Source organism: Lentzea aerocolonigenes (assembly GCF_000974445.1).
Taxonomy (GTDB): Bacteria; Actinomycetota; Actinomycetes; order Mycobacteriales; family Pseudonocardiaceae; genus Lentzea; species Lentzea aerocolonigenes.
Genome location: NZ_BBOJ01000019.1, coordinates 58,621 through 77,818, shown reverse-complemented (window position 1 = coordinate 77,818; position 19,198 = coordinate 58,621). Strand labels below are relative to the sequence as shown.

Below are 19,198 nucleotides of genomic sequence, written 5' to 3'. Positions count from 1 at the left end.
CAAGGCCGTCGTTTGCCCCTAATCTCTTCCCTCGTGGCGGATCATCAGCCGTTCCCGCCCGGCGCGCGTCGCGGTCAACGTCCCGCCGTGGTCTCGGCATGCCCGTCCTGCGGTGAACTCGCAGGTCGCGGCTACCCCGACTGTGGTTTCTGCGCGGAACTGCTCGACCAGTTCTGGCTCGCGGACTGGGAGGCGCTGCGAACGTCGTCCCAGCTGGCGGACCGGGAGCTGGCCGAGCTGGTCACCTCCGCGGACGTCGGCCAGTACCCGTGGACGTGCGTCGACTGGGCGATGACGCTGCTGGCGTGCTCCCGCTGCGGCGCCGAGCTCGGCACCGGACCGGTCGAGTGCGTGCGCTGCGCGGTGACCGAGGAGCGCCGGTGGCACTGGGACCACTCGGCGCACCCGTACACGATGAGCGCGAACGAGCACCTTCTGCGAGTCGCCCGCGCTGCCCTGCGCGCACCTCACCGGCGCAGGCCCGCGGTGGTGCAGGCCTGGCAGCTGGTCCTGCCGTTCCTGATCGCCGGTGAGGTGATCGAGTTCGGCAGGCTCGACCGGATCCGTGCGCACGTGCTGGCAGGCGGCTACGCGTCGATGGCCGCCTGCCACACGTTCGCCGAGCTGGCGGGGCTGCCCGAGCTGTTCTGGCGCCGGGGCGACCCCATCTCAACGCGGGTCGAGTACCAGCCTGACTCCGAGCGCCAGCAGCACGCCGCCCGACAGCTTCTCGAGCGCCGGGCGAACCCGCGGGCGGCTGAGCCAGCCGCGGATCGTGTGCAGGATCGACACGATGATCAGGTACCAGACGGTGTCGATCAGGACCCAGCCGACGGCGAGGAAGAGCAGAACCCCCTGGCCGGCCTCCCCGGCAGGCACGAACTGCGGTAGGAACGAGATCGCGAACACGCCGAGCTTCGGGTTGGCCAGGTTCACGATCAGGCCGCTGCGGAACGCGTGGCTCGCCGGCGGAGGTGCGGCCTCGGGCCTGGTCTTGCTGAGCAGGGCCTTCACGCCCAGGTAGATCAGGAAGACCGCGCCGCCGATCCGCAGTGCGTGATAGGCGATCTCGGACGCCGTGAGCAGCACGGACAGGCCCAGAGCAGCGGCGATCGCCCAGCAGGCCACGCCGACCTCCATGCCGAACACCGTCGCCAGCGCCGCTTTCCGCCCGTGCACCGACTGTCGCAGGACCATGGCCGTGCCAGGTCCGGGCGACAGTGCGATGAGGAACGAGGCCGCGACGAAGGCGACGATGTTTTCCAGTGGCATGCGTCGATGGTCGCTGACGGCAGCAACTTGTTTCTTGACCTGGAGCGCGCTCCAGCATGTTCGGTGGTGCTCATGACGGACATGGGGAAGCTGGGTTTCGGCACGTGGGCGATGGGTGGCCCGTTCTCCGGCCCGGACGGTGCGCCGGTTGGATGGGGACCGGCTGACGACGCCGAGTCGGTGAAGTCGTTGCAACGGGCGTTCGAGCTGGGCGTGACGCTGTTCGACACCGCTGACGTCTACGGCTGCGGCCATGCGGAGACGGTGGTCGGGCAAGCGTTTGCGTCAGTGCGCGACGACGTGGTGATCGCGACGAAGTGGGGCTGCGGGTTCGACCCGGCGGCGCGCCGGATGACCGGCGACGAGGGGTCTGTCGAGTACCTGCGCCGCGCCGTCGAGGGGTCGTTGCGGCGACTGGGTACCGACCGGATCGACCTGTACCAGCTGCACGTCGGTGACTTGCCGCTGGAGCAGGCCGCGCTGCTGCGAGACGAGTGCGAGGTGCTCGTGCGCGAGGGCAAGATCCTCGGCTACGGGTGGAGCACGGACGACGTGGAGCGGGCGCGGTTCTTCGCGGCCGGTGAGCACGGGGTCGCGGCGCAGGCCGACATCAACCTGCTGTTCGACAACCCGGAGATGTACGCGGGGGAGTACGCGGTGCTGTGCCGCCGTCCGCTCGCGATGGGTTTGCTCGCGCGGGAGACGTTCACCGAGCTGCCCGCCGACGACGTGCGCGTCACGAACCCGACCTGGCTGCGGTTCTTCGTCGACGGGAAGCCCTCATCGGAGTACTTGCAGGCCAGGGAGGCCGTGCGCGACGTGCTGACGTCGGGCGGACGGACCCTCGTGCAGGGTGCGCTGGCGTGGTTCTGGGCGCGTTCTCCCCGGCTGATCCCGATTCCGGGCGTGCGGACGGTGGCCCAGGTCGAGGAGAACGCGGGTGCGCTGGCGTTCGGGCCGCTTTCGGCGGACGAACTGGCCCAGGTCGAGTCGGTGCTGCGGCCCTAGTCCTCGTCGTCGTCGAAGTTCGCGGGGTCGGCCGGGTCCCACGAGAGGCCCGGCTGCCCCCACTCGTTGTCGCGCAGCATCCGCTTCGACTCCTTCTTGTACCGGCCGACGAGACGGTCGATGTAGAGGTAGCCGTTGAGGTGGTCGGTCTCGTGCTGCAGGCAGCGCGCGAAGAAGCCGGTGCCCTCGACCTCGAACGGCTGCCCGTCGACGTCCTGGCCGGTCACCTTCGCCCATTGGGCGCGTCCGGTCGGGTACGCCTCACCGGGAACGCTCAGGCAGCCCTCGAAGTCGTCGTCCGGATCCGGCATGGTCTCGGGGATCTCGGAGGTCTCCAGCACGGGGTTGCAGATCACGCCGCGGTGCTGGACGCCCTCGTCGTCCGGGCAGTCGTACACGAAAACTCGCAGGTCGACACCGATCTGGTTGGCCGCGAGCCCGACTCCGCGAGCGGCGGCCATCGTCTCGAACATGTCGTCGACGAGGGTCTTCAGCTCGGTGTCGAACTCGGTGACCTCGCGCGTCGGGTTGTGGAGCACGGGGTCGCCAACGATGCAGATGCGGTGCACGGCCATGCCCAGACTTTAAGCCGTCCAAAACTGTCGGTGTCGCGCGGTAGGTTGGAACGATCACGTGATTGAATTGCCCGCACCTGAGATGGTGTGGCGACCGTGGGGAGCCAGATGGATCACGCCGAGACGCTAGCCACCGCTGATGGCCTGACCAGCCGCGAACGCACGATGCTCGCGTTCGAGCGTCAGTGGTGGAAGTACTCGGGATCCAAGGAACAGGCCATCAGGGAACTGTTCGACATGTCGGCCACTCGCTACTACCAGCTGCTCAACGACCTCGTTGAGAAGGAAGCCGCTCTGGCTGCCGATCCGATGCTGGTCAAGCGGTTGCGCGGCGTGCGGACAGGCCGACAGAGGGTTCGCGCACGCGCCAGGAGCACCGAGGACTGATGACCTCCCCCGAGTCCGCTAGCCCGTCCCGCCCGGCCAAGGCAGCCGGCTTCGCGCTGCTCGGCGTTGCCGCGGTGGCGTTGATCATTGGTGTCGTCAGTTTGTTCGGGGGTGGGAAGGAGTCTCCGCCTGCTGCTCAGTCGTCTTCCGAGACGCCGCCTGTGCAGACGACGTCGGAGTCGCCTGGCCCTACCACCGCGTCTTCTGCGCCTGCCGCGACCACCACCGCGGCTCCGCCGACCACGACTTCTGCGGCTGCGCCACCGGTCACCCAGCAGCCTGGGGCGGTGAAGGTGCCGGTTCGCGTTTACAACAACTCGAACATCACCGGGTTGGCGAACAAGGCCTCAGACGAGGTTCGGGCCAACGGGTGGGAGGTTGCCGAGAAGGGCAACTACTCGCAGGGAATCATCCCTACCACCACGGTCTATTACCGGCCTGGCACTGATGAAGAGGCTTCTGCGAAGGAGCTGGCCGTGGTGTTGCGGGCACGGGTCGAACCTCGGTTCGAGGGGATTCAGTCTGCTGCCGCCGGGATCATTCTGATCGTCACCAATGACTATCAGGGTGTTTCCAAGAGCAAGTAAGGTCCGCCTGTTTCGCAGGCGGACCAGTCGCCGTTCCTGTTCAGGGATTTCGGGGCTGCACCCCGCCGCTCAGCGGTTGGCCGCGTAGGCCGCCAGAGACGCCAGCTGTGCCGGGTCCAGGGACGGGCGGACCACCTGCCTGGCCTTGGCCAGGTGTGCGTGCGTCACCTCGGCTGCCTCCAGGGACTCCCGCATCGCCGTCAGTGCCGCTTCTCGCACCAGGGCCGCGCAGTCCGCCGCCGAGTACATGTCCAGCTCTGTTGCCAGCGCGGGCAGGTCCACGTCGTTCGCCAGTGGGGTGTTGCGGGAGGCGGCCTTGAGGATTTCCGTGCGCGCTTCGGCGTCCGGCGGCGGGACGTAGACGAGGCGTTCCAGGCGGCCCGGGCGGAGCAGGGCCGGGTCGATCAGTTCTGGGCGGTTGGTCGCGGCGATCACCACCACGTCTCGCAGAGGTTCCACGCCGTCGAGTTCGGTGAGCAGGGCTGCCACCACCCGGTCTGCCACACCGGCGTCCGAGGACTGGCCTCGCCTCGGGGCCAGGGCGTCCACCTCGTCCAGGAAGACGAGAGCCGGGGCCGCGTCTGCCGCTCGGCGGAAGAGTTCCCGGACCGCTCGTTCTGACTCGCCCACGAACTTGTCCATCAGTTCGGCGCCCTTGACCGTCAGGACGTTGAGCTGGCCTGAGCCTGCCAGGGCTCGGACGAGGAAAGTCTTGCCGCAGCCGGGAGGGCCGTAGAGGAGGACGCCTCGTGGAGGGTCAACGCCCAGGCGGGCGAAGGAGTCCGGGTAACGCAGGGGCCAGAGGGCTGCCTCCGTCAGGGACTGCTTGACCTCCTTCATGTCACCCACGTCGTCGAGGGTCAGGCCGCCGGTCTGGACCGTGTCGGAGGCCGACATCGAGAGCGGGCGGACCGTGCCCAGGGCCGCCAGCAGGTCTTCCTGTCCTACACGGGGTTCTGGTGCCTCGCGCTGTCGGAGGGCTGCTCGGACGGCGGCTTCGCGCCTCAGCGCGCAGATGTCGGCTGCCACGAAACCCGGTGTGCGGGCGGCCACCTCACCGAAGTCCACATCGGACTCGAGCGGGACGTCCCTGAGCAGTACGCGCAGCAGTTCGGTGCGGCCTGCCGTGTCGGGCAGGGGAAGCGTCAGTTCGCGGTCCACCAGGTCTGGTGCGCGCAGGCGGGCGTCCACCGACTCGGCCCTGGCCGAGGTGACCACCAGGGCGAGGTTGGGGCGGGACACGGCTGTGCGCAGGATGTCCAGCACGACGGTTGCCACTGGCGGTGGTGCGGTGGGCAGCAGCGAGTCGATGTCGGTGAGCAGGAGAACCGTGGGCTGCTCCGGAACGCCGGCGATCGCGTCGCCCAGCTGCTTGGCCATGGCGCCCGGTTCGAGGACGGCGATGCTGGGTGCGGCCAGTTCGACGATCTCCGCGCCCACGGACTGGGCCACTGCCCTGACCAGGGTTGCCTTGCCGACGCCTTCCGGGCCGCTGACCATGGCGGCCAGGCGGGCCGAGGCGCCCAGGCGGGTCAGGAGTTCTGGTTGGCGGAACATCAGTTCCAGCCATTCGGTCAGGCGCCTTGCCTGGTCTTTCTGGCCGACCAGGTCGGTTACCGGGAGGGCCTCGTGCTTCTCCTGCACGACGACCGGGGTCACCTCGGCGGCGGGGGCCGAGGCCGAACGCCAGCCCACCACGCTCGACGGTTGCACGGCCACCGGGCCGGCGGGGTCGGTGGAGGTGATGGTGATCAGTTCGTTGGTCCACGTCATGCCGATGGCGTTGGACAGCTTGCGGCGCGTCTCGGAGACGTTGGCGCCGGGCGGCGGCGCGAGGTCCTGGGGCAGCAGCGAGACGTTGTCGCCCACGGTGAGGACCTTGCCGGTCAACGCCATTCGGACGTGATCCGGGGTCAGGGCCGTGGTGGCCAGGCGGGAGCCGGCGACGGTGATCGAGCGGGCGCCGGCCACCTGCACGGGCGCCACGACGATCTCGGAGCCCTCGACCACACCCAGGTTCGTGAGCGTCACGTCGTCCACCAGGACCACGCCGGGAGGTTGTTCACCGGAGGCGGCCAGGGCGGCGCTCACGCGGGCGCCGGTCAGCTTCACGGCGTCCCAGGCGCGCAGGCCCAAGGCGTCGAGCACCTCGGGGTGGAGGCGGACAACGCCGCGCCGGGTGTCCAGTGCGGACGGGGACAGGCGAGCCGTCAGCGTGATCACCCCGACGACTCTAGTTGCTCGTGATGTGCGCGTCGGGTGCCGTGAGGACTTCGAAGACCGCGGGCCCGGACACGGTCATCGTGTCCGGGCCCGCGGTTCGATCAACTGACGATCAGCGCTTGGGCTGCCGCCGGAGGCCGAGCTGCCGCCAGGAACGGCGACGCCCGCCCGCCGGCACCGCGCCTTCCGCGGCCGCCGCCGTGGACGCGTCACGCCGGGGACGACGCACCGCGCGCATCGCCGCACCGGCCACACGACCGTGCAACGGCTGACGCAGCCCGAGCCGTCGAGCCGCGACGCCGTGCGCGCGCTTGATCGCGCGGCGCTCCACACCCGTGACGGTCCAGGCCTCCGGGTGCTTGGACAGCCACATGTACCTGCGCACCGAGTACGGGAGGTGGGCCAGGTACACGACCATCGCGACGATCAGTGCCACCAGCGGGTAGGTGATGATCGCGGCGCCGAGCAGGGCGATCAGGACCAGCAGAGGTGCCACCGCGCGCGGCGGGACCTTCACGGTCTTCACGGACAGCGTCGGGATGCGGGAGACCAGCAGCATCGCGACGATCACCGTCCACACGCCCACGACGATCGGGTCGTTCCACCAGCCGTCGGTGCGCACCTGCTCCTCGATGATCAGGGGGAGCAGCAGCAGGAGGCCGCCTGCCGGAGCGGGGACGCCGACGAAGAACTCCTTCGCGAACGGCGGTTGTTCCTTCTCCAGCAACGTGTTGAAGCGGGCCAGGCGGACCACCATGCAGACCGCGAAGATCAGCGCGATGACCCAGCCCGCGCGGTTGCCCTCGAACTTCCAGAGGTAGATCGCGAGGGCGGGCGCGACGCCGAACGAGATGGCGTCGGCCAGCGAGTCCAGCTCCGCGCCCATCTTCGACGTCGCGTCCAGCAGGCGGGCGATGCGGCCGTCGAGGCCGTCGAACACGGCGGCCGCCGCGATCGAGGCGATGGCCGCGCCCCACATGCCGACGTTCGCGAAGTGCACGGCGGACAGGCCCGCGCACATGGCGAGGACCGTGATCGCGTTCGGTAGCAGACGAACGCCCGGCCCGCTCGGAGCCATCAGGCTTCCGGAAGCTCGGCGAGGACGGTCTCCCCACCGATCGTGCGCTGGCCGGCCTCGACCAGGACGCGGCTGCCGCGCGGCACGTAGAGGTCCACGCGCGAGCCGAAGCGGATCAGGCCGTAGGTCTGGCCCGCGGCGACCTTCTCGCCCTCGGAGACCTCACACACGATGCGGCGCGCGACCAGGCCGGCGATCTGCACGACGACGAGGTCGTGGCCGTTGACGGTGCGCAGCCACACGGTGTTGCGCTCGTTCTCCTCGGAGGCCTTGTCGAGGTCGGCCGAGAGGAACTTGCCGGGGTGGTACGAGACCTGGACGATCTCGCCGTCCGCCGGCACGCGCTGCACGTGCACGTCGAAGACCGAGAGGAACACGCTGATGCGCGTCATCGGCTGCGAGCCGAGGCCGAGCTCGGCGGGCGGGACGGCGTCGACCACGTGCGAGACGGTGCCGTCGGCCGGAGCCGTCGCGATGTTCGGGCGGGTCGGCGTCACGCGCTTCGGCTCGCGGAAGAACCACGCCACCCACGCCGTGACCAGGGCGAGGACGACGCCCAGCCGCTTGAAGCGCAGCCGGACGAGGAGGGTCGCGATCGCCGCGCCGGCGACGAACGGGCGACCGGCCGGGTGCATCGGCGGCACCATGCCGCGCGCGAGTTCGAGGAAGTGAGAGACGGGCTTCTCGCTGCTCATCGTGTCTGTGGGTTCCGTAGCTTCGGTGGTTGTCGGGCGGCATCACGCTACGCCAACACGCCAAATCGCCCGCCGGGCCTGCCAGGAAGACCCGGAAAAGGCAAGTGGCCGGTCCGCCCCGTGCATCCCCCGACGAATGCACGGGCCGAACCGGCACCTGCGTTCAGTGTAATCCCCGTCACATGGGGTGAACAACGCCGGTGGGTGAGCGTTCCGTCACAATCCGTCCACTCCAACGGCCTGCAACCGGAGCCGCACCTCCGGAACCCGGTTAGCGTCACGGACGGCGGGTGCCACGAGATCGTCCGGGTAGAGCGCAGCTCCGTCGGGCAGGCGCAGCACGAACATTCCGCCCCAGTTCAGGTGCAGCGTCGCGCGATTAGCCGTGAGGAGCTGGTCGGCGACCGCGTACCCGAGGAGTTCCGTCACGGTGTCGACGGCCGCCTCGTGCACCTGCTCGGCGGTCAGCGAGGCGTCCACCGGCGCCCCGGTGAGCTTGTGCAGCTCGCCGCGTTCCAACGCCGCGAGCACGTCCGGGAGCGTCTCGCCGACCTTGCTCACCTTGCCCGCGTGCCGCAACGCGTCGGCGTAGCGCCGCACGTGAGCCGGTCCGCTGAGCTCGACGAGCTCCTCCCACGTCGCGCGCGGTCCTCGCACGCCGAGCAGGTGCGACACGGCCTCCGGCGGGACGCCCGAGAGCAACGTCCAGCCCGGCCTCTCGTCGATCGGGACGTCCTCGCCGCTCAGCAGGGCCATGGTGGCCACCCGCTCGCGGATCGGCGGGTGACTGTCGAACACCGACTTCGGCTCGCGTTCGGCGATCACGTTCTCCAGCACCCTGAGCTCGTGCACGCGCCGCGGGTGGCGCAGGTAGGAGCGGAACCCTTCGAGCAACGGCGGCGTGCGGCCGGCCGTCAAAGCCAACGACACGTACGACGTGAGGTAGTCGTTCCACGCCTCGCCCACGGGTCCGCTGCGCAGCAACGCCCTGCGCGCCGCGTCCCGCCCGGCCGCGGCGACCGCCACCTCGTCGGCGAACCGCTCGTGATCACGGCTCTCCGACGCGGCGACCAGCGCGTAGAGATGAGCCCACGCGCTGAGCAGCCCGAACGTGTGCCCCTCGCGCAGCGACAGTTCCAGCGCGAGCTTCGCCCGGTACGTCATCGCCGACAGCTGCGTGTGGCCGCCGCCGTAGTGCCCGAACTCGTGGGCCAGCACCGACCGCAGCTCGCCCACGCTCAGCCCGGCGACCAGCGGCAGCCCGAGCTCCAGGTACCGCACGCCGCGCCGTTCCCACACGCTCGCGTTCGCGCCGTCGACGAGCCGGATGTCGTCCGGACCGCGCGTGCCCGCGAGCCGCGCCAGCTCGTCCACGTGCCGCCAGAGCTCGGGATGGGCGTCGCGCGTCATCCCGAACCCGCTCGGCTCCGGCCGCGCGAACAACGCCCGCAGCGTCGCCCACAGTGCCGGTCCGCCCAGCACGAGCGCGATCGTGAGGGCCCAGGTGCCGCCCTCGACGTCGCCGAGCGAGAACCGCCAGACCGCGATCGCCGCCAGACCGCCGGCGAGTGCCACCGCGAGCACGAAGAAGCCCGCGAGCATCACCAGCGCCAGTACGGCCCTCATCCCCCAGTCCGCCCTTCTACTGCAGGTGTCTGACGACGACCTCGGCTCCCGCCGCCACCTCCGTGACGTCCTCCGGCACCTCGATCAGGCAGTTCGACAGCGCCAGCGCGGACAGCAGGTGCGATCCCGGCCCGCCGACCGGCGTCACGACCTGACCGGACGACGGGTCGTAGAGGCCGCGGCGGAACTGCGTCTTACCCGCAGGAGACGTGAGCGGGCTCGTCACGGTTGCGCGCGCGGTCGGCCGTTCGACCTGCGTGTGCCCCATCGACGCGAGTAGCGCGGGCCGCACGAACACCTCGAACGACACCTGCGCGCTCACCGGGTTGCCCGGCAGCGTCAGCACCGGCACGCCCTCGTACCGCCCGGAGCCCTGCGGCCCGCCCGGCTGCATCGCGACCTTGGTGAACTTCACGTCGTGGCCGGCCAGAGCGTCCTTGACCACCTCGTACGCGCCCGCGCTCACCCCGCCGGACGTCACGATCACGTCCACCGAGCCCAGGTAGGGCGTCAGCGCGCGGTGGAATTCCTCCACGTCGTCCGGCACGAACTTCAGCTGCACGGCGGTGCCTCCCGCGTCGCGCACGGCCGCGGCGAGCATCGTGCCGTTCGACTCGTAGATCTGGCCCGGCTGCAGCGGCCGGCCGGGTTCGACCAGCTCGGAACCCGTCGACAGGACCAGCACCCGCGGACGGCGGCGCACCGGCAGCTCGGGGAGCCCGAGCGCGGAGGCGAGACCGACGGTGGACGGGCGCAGGACCGTGCCCGCGGTCAGCACCGGATCACCCTTCTGCACGTCGTCGCCCGCGGTCCGGATGTTCGCGCCGGGCCGGACCTTTCCGTTGATCGTCACGGTCTCCGTGCCGCCGTCGGTCAGCTCGACCTGGATCACCGCGTCCGCACCGGGCGGCACCGGGGCGCCGGTCATGATCCGTTGCACGGTCCCCGGCTCCAGCGGCGAGATCTCCGTGCGGCCCGCGGGGATGTCGTCGGCGACCGGGAGCGTGACAGGGCCTTCCCCGGCCAGCTCAGCGGCCCGCACGGCGTACCCGTCCATCGCGGAGTTGTCGAACGGCGGCAGGGACAGCGGTGCGATCACGTCGGCCGCGAGCACGAGCCCGAGGCACTCGTCGAGCGGCAGCTGCAACACGGGCATCAGCCCGACGAGCTCCGCGACGCGCTTGCGGTGTTCGGCGACAGTGGTGGGGGACACGACTGCATACTGCCAACGTCGTGGCGGTCGTGACGATCGCTGGGCCGAGTTCTTCCCCGGAGGTGTTGTTCGTGCAGGTCCGGACCAGGCACACACCGAACTTCGGCGTGGCGAGACTCGTGCTCGCACCCGGCGAGATGGTGCTGGCCGACCCGCTGACCATCGCGGCCACGAGCTACGGGCTCGCGGTCGAGGTGAAGGGCACGGGCGTCAAGGCCGTCGCGCTGTGCACGGCGGGCGCGGAGGGCGGCTGGATCGACGCGGCGCCCGTGCTGCCGGGTGATCTGCACCTCGTCGAGCTCGACGGGACGCACGGGTGGCTGCTGTACCGGCTGTCCTGGGTCGCGTCGAGCAGCACGGTGGCGATGAACCCGGAGGCTCCGCCGTTGCAGGCGCTGCTGGGCGGTGGAGAGGGCTTCCTGAACTACGCACAGGGCCAGGGCGCGGTGGTGCTCGCCTGTTGCGGCGCGCTCGACCTGGTGACGCTGGAAGCGGGAGAGGCGGTGACCATCAGCAGCGATCACGTGGTGGCGTTCGCGGACACCGTGCAATGCCGTCTTCGGCCATCCGTGCCTGATGGCGTGCAATCCATTCACACCGGTGAGGGCTTGGTGTTCGACTTCGCCGGTCCCGGTGCCGTGCTGACCCAGACGCGGGGACCTCGCCGGCTCACCACCTGGTTGCGCGCCAACGGAGTCAGCTGGAGTTCATGACTCCGTAAGGAGGTATCCGAGTGACTCCTCTTCTTTTAGCGTTGCGTTCTGCTCTTTGCGTGGTCTGAAGGAGGACGCCTTGGCTCTCGGTACCGTCAAGTGGTTCAACTCCGAAAAGGGATACGGCTTCATCGCAACCGACGGCGGGCCCGACGTGTTCGTGCACTACTCGGCTATCCAGATGGAAGGCTTCCGGACGCTGTCTGAGGGCGACCGGGTGGAGTTCGAGGTGCAGGCCGGACGGGACGGACGCAGCCAGGCATCGGACGTGCGCCGCGCCGGTTAGTGCCTTGCGGGACACCCGCACCCGAGCGCACTTCTGATCACAGCTTCGACCAACCCGGAGCACGACGATCTGAGCGCGCGTTAGGCTGCCTCGCGTGTCTGAGGACCTGAGCGGACGGCGGATCGCGCACTACCGGATCGACGGCGTGCTCGGTCGCGGCGGCATGAGCGTGACGTACAAGGCCACGGACGTGAGGCTTGGCCGGAAGGTCGCGCTCAAGGTCATCGGCGAACACCTCGCGCCCGACGCGGAGTTCCGCGAGCGGTTCGTCGACGAGGCGCGCAACACCTCCGCCATCGACCACGCGAACATCGTGCCGCTGTACGACTTCGACGAGGTCGACGGCCTGCTGTACATCGCCATGCGGCTGGTGGACGGCCAGGACCTCTCCGGTCACATCAAGGAGGGGCCGCTCACCCCTGCGCGCACGCTGACGCTGCTCGCGCAGGTCGCCGAGGCCCTCGACATGCTGCACGGCAAGGGGCTCGTGCACCTCGACGTGAAGCCGGCCAACGTCCTGGTGACCACCAAGGAAGGCTCGCGCGAGCACGTCTACGTCGCCGACTTCGGCCTGACCCGCCGCGGCGCCACCGGCCACCGCACTCGAACGGGTGATTTCCTCGGCTCGCCGACCTACGCGGCGCCGGAACACCTGCGCGGCGAGCCCGTCGACGGCCGCACCGACCAGTACGCGCTGGCCTGCATGTTGTTCGCCTGCCTGTCCGGCCGCCCGCCGTTCCAGGGCGGTGTGCAGGAGGTCATCCAGGGTCACCTCGGCCAGACCGTTCCCGCGCTCTCGCAGCTCGTGGCGCTGCCGCCGGCCATCGACGACGTGATCCGCAAGGGCACCTCGAAGGACCCGTCGCAGCGGTACGCGAACTGCGCCGAGCTGGTCAACGCCGCCCGCGTCGCTCTCGCCGGGGTCGCGCAGGGCTCGGCTCCCGCTCAACTCGGAACCCCGTCCGGCTCGATCCCGGTGCAGTCGCCGATGTCCGGCCCGATGGCCGCGCAGCAGGCGCCGTACCAGGGCGGCTACCAGCAGCAGCCGCTGTCCGACCCGGTCCGGCTGCGCCCGCCGAACCAGGTGGGCGTGAGCGCGTTCACGTCGTCGAAAAAGGAGCGCCCGGCGTGGTTCGCGCCGGTCATCGCGGCCGCCGCGGCGATCGTGGTGATCATCATCGTGGTGCTGATCCTGACGCCGCGCGACGAGCCCGCACGTCAGCCCAAGACGAACTCCTCGCCGACGCTGAACCTCGAGGACGGATCTGCCTCGAAGAAGCCGCTGCCCACCTCTGTGCCGGTGCGCACCTCACGCTGACGTTCGCCCGGGGTTCGCTTGCACTCGACGTGCCCGAGTGCTAAACACGAACTAGCACTCGGCTGAGTCGAGTGCCAAAGCAGTGAGGCTGGGAAGGTGAGGCCCCTCCGGGGGTCGTCCGTCGCGGGCACCGGTCCTGGCCACTGCACCGTGTTCCGCTGTGGGCTTTGCCGGCCCGCAGTGGCCCAGAATCCACAAAGGCGGAGGAACACACCGCAATGGCCAAGATGATTGCGTTCGACGAGGACGCCCGCCGCGGTCTCGAGCGGGGTATGAACACCCTCGCTGACGCCGTCAAGGTGACGCTCGGTCCCAAGGGCCGCAACGTCGTGCTCGAGAAGAAGTGGGGTGCGCCGACGATCACCAACGACGGCGTCTCCATCGCGAAGGAGATCGAGCTCGAGGACCCGTGGGAGAAGATCGGGGCCGAGCTCGTCAAGGAAGTCGCGAAGAAGACCGACGACGTTGCCGGTGACGGCACCACCACCGCGACCGTTCTCGCCCAGGCTCTGGTGCGCGAAGGTCTCCGCAACGTGGCCGCCGGCGCCAACCCGCTGGGCCTCAAGCGCGGCATCGAGCAGGCCGTCGAGGCCGTCGCCGAGCAGCTGCTGAAGGCCGCCAAGGAGATCGAGACGAAGGAGCAGATCGCTGCTACCGCGTCCATCTCCGCCGCTGACCCCACCATCGGCGAGCTCATCGCCGAGGCGATGGACAAGGTCGGCAAGGAAGGCGTCATCACCGTCGAGGAGAGCAACACCCTCGGTCTCGAGCTCGAGCTCACCGAAGGCATGCGCTTCGACAAGGGCTACATCTCCGGTTACTTCGTGACCGACCCCGAGCGTCAGGAAGCGGTCCTCGAGGACCCGTACATCCTGCTGTTCGGCTCCAAGATCTCCACGGTCAAGGACCTGCTCCCGCTGCTCGAGAAGGTCATGCAGTCCGGCAAGCCGCTGCTGATCATCTCCGAGGACGTCGAGGGCGAGGCCCTGGCCACGCTGGTCGTCAACAAGATCCGCGGCACCTTCAAGTCCGTCGCCGTCAAGGCCCCGGGCTTCGGTGACCGCCGCAAGGCCATCCTCCAGGACATCGCCACCCTCACCGGTGGCCAGGTCATCACCGAGGACGTCGGCCTGAAGCTGGAGAACGCCGACATCTCGCTGCTGGGCAAGGCCCGCAAGGTCGTCGTCACCAAGGACGAGACGACCATCGTCGAGGGCTCGGGCGACGCCGACCAGATCCAGGGCCGCGTCAACCAGATCCGCGCCGAGATCGAGAAGTCGGACTCCGACTACGACCGCGAGAAGCTCCAGGAGCGCCTCGCCAAGCTCGCCGGCGGCGTCGCCGTCATCAAGGCGGGCGCGGCCACCGAGGTCGAGCTCAAGGAGCGCAAGCACCGCATCGAGGACGCGGTCCGCAACGCCAAGGCCGCCGTCGAGGAGGGCATCGTCGCCGGTGGTGGCGTCGCGCTGCTCCAGGCCGCCGAGGCCGCCTTCGCGGGCCTGCGCCTGACCGGCGACGAGGCCACTGGTGCCAACATCGTCAAGGTCGCGGTCGAGGCTCCGCTGAAGCAGATCGCCGTCAACGCCGGCCTCGAGGGCGGCGTCGTGGTCGAGCGCGTCAAGTCCCTGCCGGCTGGCGAGGGCCTGGACGCCGCGACCGGCGAGTACAAGGACCTGGTCGCCGCGGGCATCATCGACCCGGCCAAGGTGACCCGTTCCGCGCTGCAGAACGCTGCTTCGATCGCCGCGCTGTTCCTGACGACCGAGGCTGTCGTCGCGGACAAGCCGGAGAAGAACGCCGCGCCGGCCGCGCCGGACGCCGGTGGCATGGACTTCTGAGGTCCAGCTGCTTGACCTGATCGGCCCGGCTCCACCTTTCGGTGGGGCCGGGCCTTTGGTTGTGCGGGGGTTGCGGTTCCAGCGTGGTTGCATTGGTTTTATGACGAGCCGGGTCATTTCATCGCCGCTTCGCGACGATTGCGATTGGGGCTTGACTTCGGGGCCCTTGCGAGGCGCTGTGTCGGGCGGAAAAGGTCGGATGCTCCGCACCCGCCCGGTCCGGAAAGGCTAGCACCTCGCTCCCAAAGTCAAGCCCCAATCGCAGTCGTGCGTGGTTGCGTTTGTTGTTCGGCTTCCGTCATCACCGCTTGCCTGCGTTCGCATAGCCCTGTCCGGCTCGGCTTCGCCATCGCGTTCCCGGTGGGGTGGGGTCGGGTGATTCACTCGATTGTGTCGAGCTTTCCCTGTTATCTTGTCGTGATCTTGCGGTAGATTAGAACACGTGATCGAAACCCGTCTCCTCTCCACAGACGAGCTGCTCCGCAGTCTCGTCGATGAGGTGACGGAAATTCGGGTTCGTGAGAACGCTGCATTGCAGAAGCTTGCCGAGTTGGAGCGGCGTGGGGTTGCGGCCGAGTTGGGTTACAAGGATTTGCCGCACGTGTTGCGGCATGCCGTCCGCTGGGATCTCCACACCGCCAGGCGCTGGATAGCCAATGCCGCGCTGCTGACCAATGAGATCACCCCGACCGGCAGCGAACTCGCTCCCAAACTCCCGCTCACCGCCGAGGCGGTCGCCGAAGGCGCGCTGTCGATCGACCACGTCGCCGTGGTCGCCGAGATCATGAAGACCGTGCCCGCCGAGCACGAGGTCACGGTGGTGGGTTACGCGCGTGACTTCGAGCCCGTCACGGTCCGCCGTCTGGGCACGAAACTCGCCTACACCATCCACCAGAACGACCCCGAGCCTCGCGACCCCAAGCCTGCGCCGCCGGGCAATCAGCACTCGATGTTCTGGAAGAACGGCAAGCTGGAGATCCGGGCCAAGCTCGACAAGGTGACCGGCGCCAAGTACGAGGCGCTGCTCGACCCGCTGGCCAAGCCCCGCCCGACCACCGCCGACGAAGGCCCCGACCCGCGCACCCGCGAGGAACGCGAAGGCGACGCCCTAGCCGACCTGATCGACCTGATGCTGCGCACCGACCAACTCCCCGAACACGGCGGCGAGCCGGTCACCCTGACGCTGACCATGCCCTACGACGACCTCGCCAACGGAGTCGGCCACGCCACGCTCGACAGCGGCGACCGCGTCCCGGTGGAGCAGGTGCGTGAGCTGGCGTGCAACGCGGGCATCATCCCGATGGTGCTGGGCGGAGCAGGCCAGCCACTCAACGTCGGCCGCAAAACCCGCACCTTCCCCGCCGCGATCCGCCGGACCTTGGTCACCAGGGATCGGGGCTGCGCCTTCCCCGGCTGCGGCAGACCACCCAGACAGTGCGACGCCCACCACATCAAACACTGGGCCAACGGCGGTGACACCTCCGTCGACAACGCAGTGCTGCTCTGCCGCCACCACCACACGCTGATCCACCAGAGCGAGTGGGAAGTCAGGCTGGTCACCGGGATACCGACGTTCTACGCCCCGGCGTGGCTCGATCCGCAGCGAAGTCCCAGACGCAATCTGATCAACACCGCCTGACCACGGTCGGGCAGGCGTAGTGATGCTGCCTGCCCGACGGCTGGATGGGCTGCGGCCTTCTTGCCTGCCGCGTGGCGATCGGGTCGGGATGAACAATTCCGCGAAGACGAAGGCAACGGCGAGCGTTCCACAAGCCGCGATGGCAAAGCACGACCCGCTCCACCAAACCGCTGTCGATGGCGAAGCCGAGCACCCAACAACCGCGATGGCGAAGCCGAGCCGGACAGGGCTATGCGAACGCGGGCAACCGGTAATGGGGTGAGCCGAACAACCGAACGCAACCACGCACGATTGCGATTGGGGCTTGACTTTGGGAGCGAGGTGCTAGCCTTTCCGGACCGGGCGGGTGCGAAGCATCCGACCTTTTCCGCCCGACACAGCACCTCGCAAGGGCCCCGAAGTCAAGCCCCAATCGCAATCGTCGCGAAGCGGCGATGAAATGACCCGGCTCGTCATACGACCCACGCGCCCACCAACGCAAGGCGACCAGACCAGCAAAAGGTGACCCCTCCGCTGGAACCGGCACGGAACCAAGCCAAGCCGACCCGCGCAACACCCGCCGTCAATCCCCAGAAACCCCAGAAATCCGCCGCCTCAACCGCCGTCAAAACCTCAAAGCATGATCGTGGGTGTAACCACAGTCCGCCCAGGCTCCCCACGAGAATTCACCAAATGCACCAAAATCTGCGTGGTCCCAGCCGGCACATCAGGCAGCACGAACCGCCCACCATCGTCCGCCCGAGTGCAAGAAGACTTGTGATCGGCCACCCGCACCTCAACCGTGTGCTCCCCGGCAGGCACCAACCACCCGTCGATCCGATGACGAGACCCGGTGGAGGTGAAGTTCACCATCAGGGTCAGGTTGTCGACGGTGAACGTGATGGTGCCGGTCTGCCCTCCGCGGACCCCGGCGAACGAGCCGGCTCGCTCCCAGCGCGCGACCTCGACGTCCAGGGATTCCAGGGCGATCGCGAACTTCACCCTGTCCACCAGGTCTGCGGGTGGCGGGTCCAGTTCATCGACCAGACGATTCAACTCGGAGAGGACTGCGGTGTCCTCAAGGCCCCTGCGGTCGTCGCGCGGGTCGATCTCGTTCACCGCGATCCTCCTTCCGTCTCCAGGTAGTTGCGCAGCAGTGTCAGGCACCGTCCCCTGGTCGGACCGATGCTGCCGTGGGGCATGGCGAGTGCCTCGGCCACTGCGGCCACTGCTCGGTACTCCGCGCGCCCCGCGAGCACGGTGAGTCGGAGCAGTTCCTGGCACCTCGTGGTCAGGCGGCCGAACGCGAGCCACAGGCGGCGGTCGCGGTCGTCCATCAGCGTCACGTCCTCGGGCAGACCGGTGTCGGACTCGAGTTGTTCGGCGAATTCGTCGGACAGGTGGGTCTCACGCTTGTTGGGTGTCCACGTTCGGCGTGCTTCACGCCTCGTCGTGACGACCAGGTAGCCCACCAGGGCTTTTGGCTCGTTGATGTTCTTGATGTTCTTCAAGAACGCCAGCCAGACGGTTTGCACGACGTCTTCGACAGCAGCCCTGTCGAGGCCCTGGCCGCGGGCTACGTGCCACAACAGCGGGGTCAGTTCGTCCACCAGGACGTTGATCGCGTCGCGGTTGCCCTCGCGTGCGGCCGCCACGCACACGGCGTGCCTTTCGGTGCCTTCAAGCCCGTCCCACGGCGGACGGTCATCCGCCGTGTGCAGCTCGTCCATGCAGCACCTCCGATCGGCCGCCCTGTCAGCGCCGTCCGCCAACTCATGAAGGGCTAACTGGGCGGTAGATACAAAATTCACTCGATTGGAGCAGTATTGCCGCCTCAGTTGCCCTCATCTTCTCCCGGACGTGCCAGCGGCCCGTGATTCCCCCTCAAGATCACGGGCCGCCAGTGTTGGGAGCCGCGCCGGCCGGCACCCCTCGAACCGGCTGACGCGTGCTCCACGCCTGAACGATGCGCTCACTGGAACAGAGCGGAACTCAGGCGAGCAGATACAGGTTCTGACGCACGAACTGCTCACGTGGCTCCCGATTCGCGCAAGCACATGGCGGGGTCGGGTCGCCCGATCGCCGTTATGGTCTAGACCATGTCGATTCTCGAAGTCATCGCACTGAACGCCAGGGACGCCGAGGCCGCGCAGGCCGGTGGCGCCGACCGGCTGGAGCTGGTCGCCGACATGGCCTCCGACGGTCTCACCCCGTCTGTCGCCACCTTCAAGGAAACCCGATCGGCGACCGATCTGCCGATTCGCGTGATGCTTCGGGACGCCACCGGGTTCGCGCCCGCCGACCTCAAGCAGCTGCGGCGGCAGGCGTGGGAGCTTCGGGAGGCCGGCGCCACGGAGTTCGTCCTCGGCTTCCTCGACGCCGAGGGGGAGATCGACGAGGGCGTCACGCTCAACCTGGTCGCCGAGCTCGAAGGGTGCGCCTGGACGTTCCACCGCGCGCTCGACAACTCCGCCGACGTCTTCCGCTCGTGGGCGACCGTCCAGGGCCTCGGCTGCGACACGGTTCTCGCCGCGGGCAGCCCCAAGGGTGTCGAGGACGGCATCGAGAACCTGAAGAAACTCGTCACCCAGGCTCCGCCCGCGCTGCTCGTCGGTGGCGGCCTCCAGCAACGGCACGTCGCGGAACTGCTGGCAGCGGGTGTGACCGGCTTCCACGTCGGCAGTGCGGTGCGGCCCGGCGGGTGGGACGAAGCGGTCTCCAGTGCGTCGGTTCGCGAATGGGTCAATCGTCTGGTCTAGAC

The 19,198-nt window shown here is 68.9% G+C and carries 19 protein-coding genes; 9 read left to right on the top strand and 10 right to left on the bottom strand.

The window, feature by feature from the left end; genetic code table 11:
- Positions 1 to 18: 18 nt before the first annotated feature.
- A complete protein-coding gene (locus AOM45_RS53125; protein ID WP_162185722.1) occupies positions 19 to 573 on the bottom strand; it encodes a hypothetical protein in 555 nt (184 codons plus the stop codon).
- Positions 574 to 669: 96 nt separating this feature from the next.
- Positions 670 to 1,272 (bottom strand): LysE family translocator, encoded by a 603-nt coding sequence (locus tag AOM45_RS33455; protein ID WP_030470924.1) that lies wholly within the window; start codon positions 1,270 to 1,272, stop codon positions 670 to 672.
- A gap of 72 nt (positions 1,273 to 1,344) precedes the next feature.
- Between AOM45_RS33455 and AOM45_RS33450 the strand changes: the two genes are divergently transcribed.
- On the top strand, positions 1,345 to 2,280 hold the full coding sequence (locus tag AOM45_RS33450; protein WP_156094169.1) for an aldo/keto reductase: 936 nt from the start codon (positions 1,345 to 1,347) through the stop codon (positions 2,278 to 2,280).
- Here the strand turns inward: AOM45_RS33450 and AOM45_RS33445 are convergent.
- Positions 2,277 to 2,855, bottom strand: a complete 579-nt coding sequence (locus AOM45_RS33445) for a peptide deformylase (protein WP_030470922.1) — start codon at positions 2,853 to 2,855, stop codon at positions 2,277 to 2,279. The two genes, AOM45_RS33450 and AOM45_RS33445, sit on opposite strands and share 4 nt — an antisense overlap.
- A gap of 108 nt (positions 2,856 to 2,963) precedes the next feature.
- Here AOM45_RS33445 and AOM45_RS33440 point away from each other — a divergent pair, with 108 nt between their 5' ends.
- Positions 2,964 to 3,242: a DUF3263 domain-containing protein gene (locus tag AOM45_RS33440; protein WP_030470921.1), complete on the top strand. Its 279-nt coding sequence runs from the start codon at positions 2,964 to 2,966 to the stop codon at positions 3,240 to 3,242.
- Entirely contained in the window at positions 3,242 to 3,829 is a 588-nt protein-coding gene (locus AOM45_RS33435; RefSeq protein WP_030470920.1) for a LytR C-terminal domain-containing protein, read from the top strand. The genes AOM45_RS33440 and AOM45_RS33435 overlap by 1 nt, the downstream gene beginning before the upstream one ends.
- 69 nt (positions 3,830 to 3,898) lie before the next feature.
- On the opposite strand, the gene AOM45_RS33430 is transcribed toward AOM45_RS33435, so the two are convergent.
- The 5 genes from AOM45_RS33430 to moeA form a co-directional block, all read right to left on the bottom strand.
- On the bottom strand, positions 3,899 to 6,052 hold the full coding sequence (locus tag AOM45_RS33430) for an AAA family ATPase (protein WP_030470919.1): 2,154 nt from the start codon (positions 6,050 to 6,052) through the stop codon (positions 3,899 to 3,901).
- A gap of 112 nt (positions 6,053 to 6,164) precedes the next feature.
- Positions 6,165 to 7,130: a CDP-diacylglycerol--serine O-phosphatidyltransferase gene (gene pssA, locus AOM45_RS33425; protein ID WP_156094168.1), complete on the bottom strand. Its 966-nt coding sequence runs from the start codon at positions 7,128 to 7,130 to the stop codon at positions 6,165 to 6,167.
- The gene (locus tag AOM45_RS33420; protein ID WP_030470917.1) at positions 7,130 to 7,825 is read right to left on the bottom strand and encodes a phosphatidylserine decarboxylase; all 696 of its coding nucleotides are present in this window, start codon (positions 7,823 to 7,825) and stop codon (positions 7,130 to 7,132) included. The genes pssA and AOM45_RS33420 overlap by 1 nt, the downstream gene beginning before the upstream one ends.
- A gap of 216 nt (positions 7,826 to 8,041) precedes the next feature.
- Positions 8,042 to 9,451, bottom strand: a complete 1,410-nt coding sequence (locus AOM45_RS33415) for a M48 family metallopeptidase (RefSeq protein WP_059362831.1) — start codon at positions 9,449 to 9,451, stop codon at positions 8,042 to 8,044.
- A 16-nt stretch (positions 9,452 to 9,467) separates the two neighbouring features.
- The gene (gene moeA, locus AOM45_RS33410; protein ID WP_030470915.1) at positions 9,468 to 10,664 is read right to left on the bottom strand and encodes a molybdopterin molybdotransferase MoeA; all 1,197 of its coding nucleotides are present in this window, start codon (positions 10,662 to 10,664) and stop codon (positions 9,468 to 9,470) included.
- Between the two features lie 71 nt (positions 10,665 to 10,735).
- On the opposite strand from moeA, the gene AOM45_RS33405 reads away from it, so the two are divergent.
- The 5 genes from AOM45_RS33405 (at position 10,736) to AOM45_RS33385 (ending at position 16,458) form a co-directional block, all read left to right on the top strand.
- Positions 10,736 to 11,377 carry an AIM24 family protein gene (locus AOM45_RS33405; protein WP_030470914.1) on the top strand — a complete coding sequence of 214 codons (642 nt, stop codon included), beginning with the start codon at positions 10,736 to 10,738 and terminating at the stop codon, positions 11,375 to 11,377.
- 79 nt (positions 11,378 to 11,456) lie between these two features.
- Positions 11,457 to 11,663, top strand: a complete 207-nt coding sequence (locus AOM45_RS33400; RefSeq protein ID WP_030470913.1) for a cold-shock protein — start codon at positions 11,457 to 11,459, stop codon at positions 11,661 to 11,663.
- Between the two features lie 94 nt (positions 11,664 to 11,757).
- A complete protein-coding gene (locus tag AOM45_RS33395; protein WP_030470912.1) occupies positions 11,758 to 12,981 on the top strand; it encodes a serine/threonine-protein kinase in 1,224 nt (407 codons plus the stop codon).
- A 218-nt stretch (positions 12,982 to 13,199) separates the two neighbouring features.
- Positions 13,200 to 14,819 carry a chaperonin GroEL gene (gene groL, locus AOM45_RS33390; RefSeq protein ID WP_059362828.1) on the top strand — a complete coding sequence of 540 codons (1,620 nt, stop codon included), beginning with the start codon at positions 13,200 to 13,202 and terminating at the stop codon, positions 14,817 to 14,819.
- Between the two features lie 442 nt (positions 14,820 to 15,261).
- Entirely contained in the window at positions 15,262 to 16,458 is a 1,197-nt protein-coding gene (locus AOM45_RS33385; protein ID WP_051784268.1) for an HNH endonuclease signature motif containing protein, read from the top strand.
- A 612-nt stretch (positions 16,459 to 17,070) separates the two neighbouring features.
- Here AOM45_RS33385 and AOM45_RS33380 read toward each other — a convergent pair.
- Positions 17,071 to 17,547 carry a hypothetical protein gene (locus AOM45_RS33380; RefSeq protein WP_030470909.1) on the bottom strand — a complete coding sequence of 159 codons (477 nt, stop codon included), beginning with the start codon at positions 17,545 to 17,547 and terminating at the stop codon, positions 17,071 to 17,073.
- 5 nt (positions 17,548 to 17,552) lie between these two features.
- Positions 17,553 to 18,167: an RNA polymerase sigma factor gene (locus tag AOM45_RS33375; protein ID WP_059362825.1), complete on the bottom strand. Its 615-nt coding sequence runs from the start codon at positions 18,165 to 18,167 to the stop codon at positions 17,553 to 17,555.
- 369 nt (positions 18,168 to 18,536) lie between these two features.
- On the opposite strand from AOM45_RS33375, the gene AOM45_RS33370 reads away from it, so the two are divergent.
- Entirely contained in the window at positions 18,537 to 19,196 is a 660-nt protein-coding gene (locus AOM45_RS33370; RefSeq protein WP_030470907.1) for a copper homeostasis protein CutC, read from the top strand.
- Positions 19,197 to 19,198: the final 2 nt, after the last annotated feature.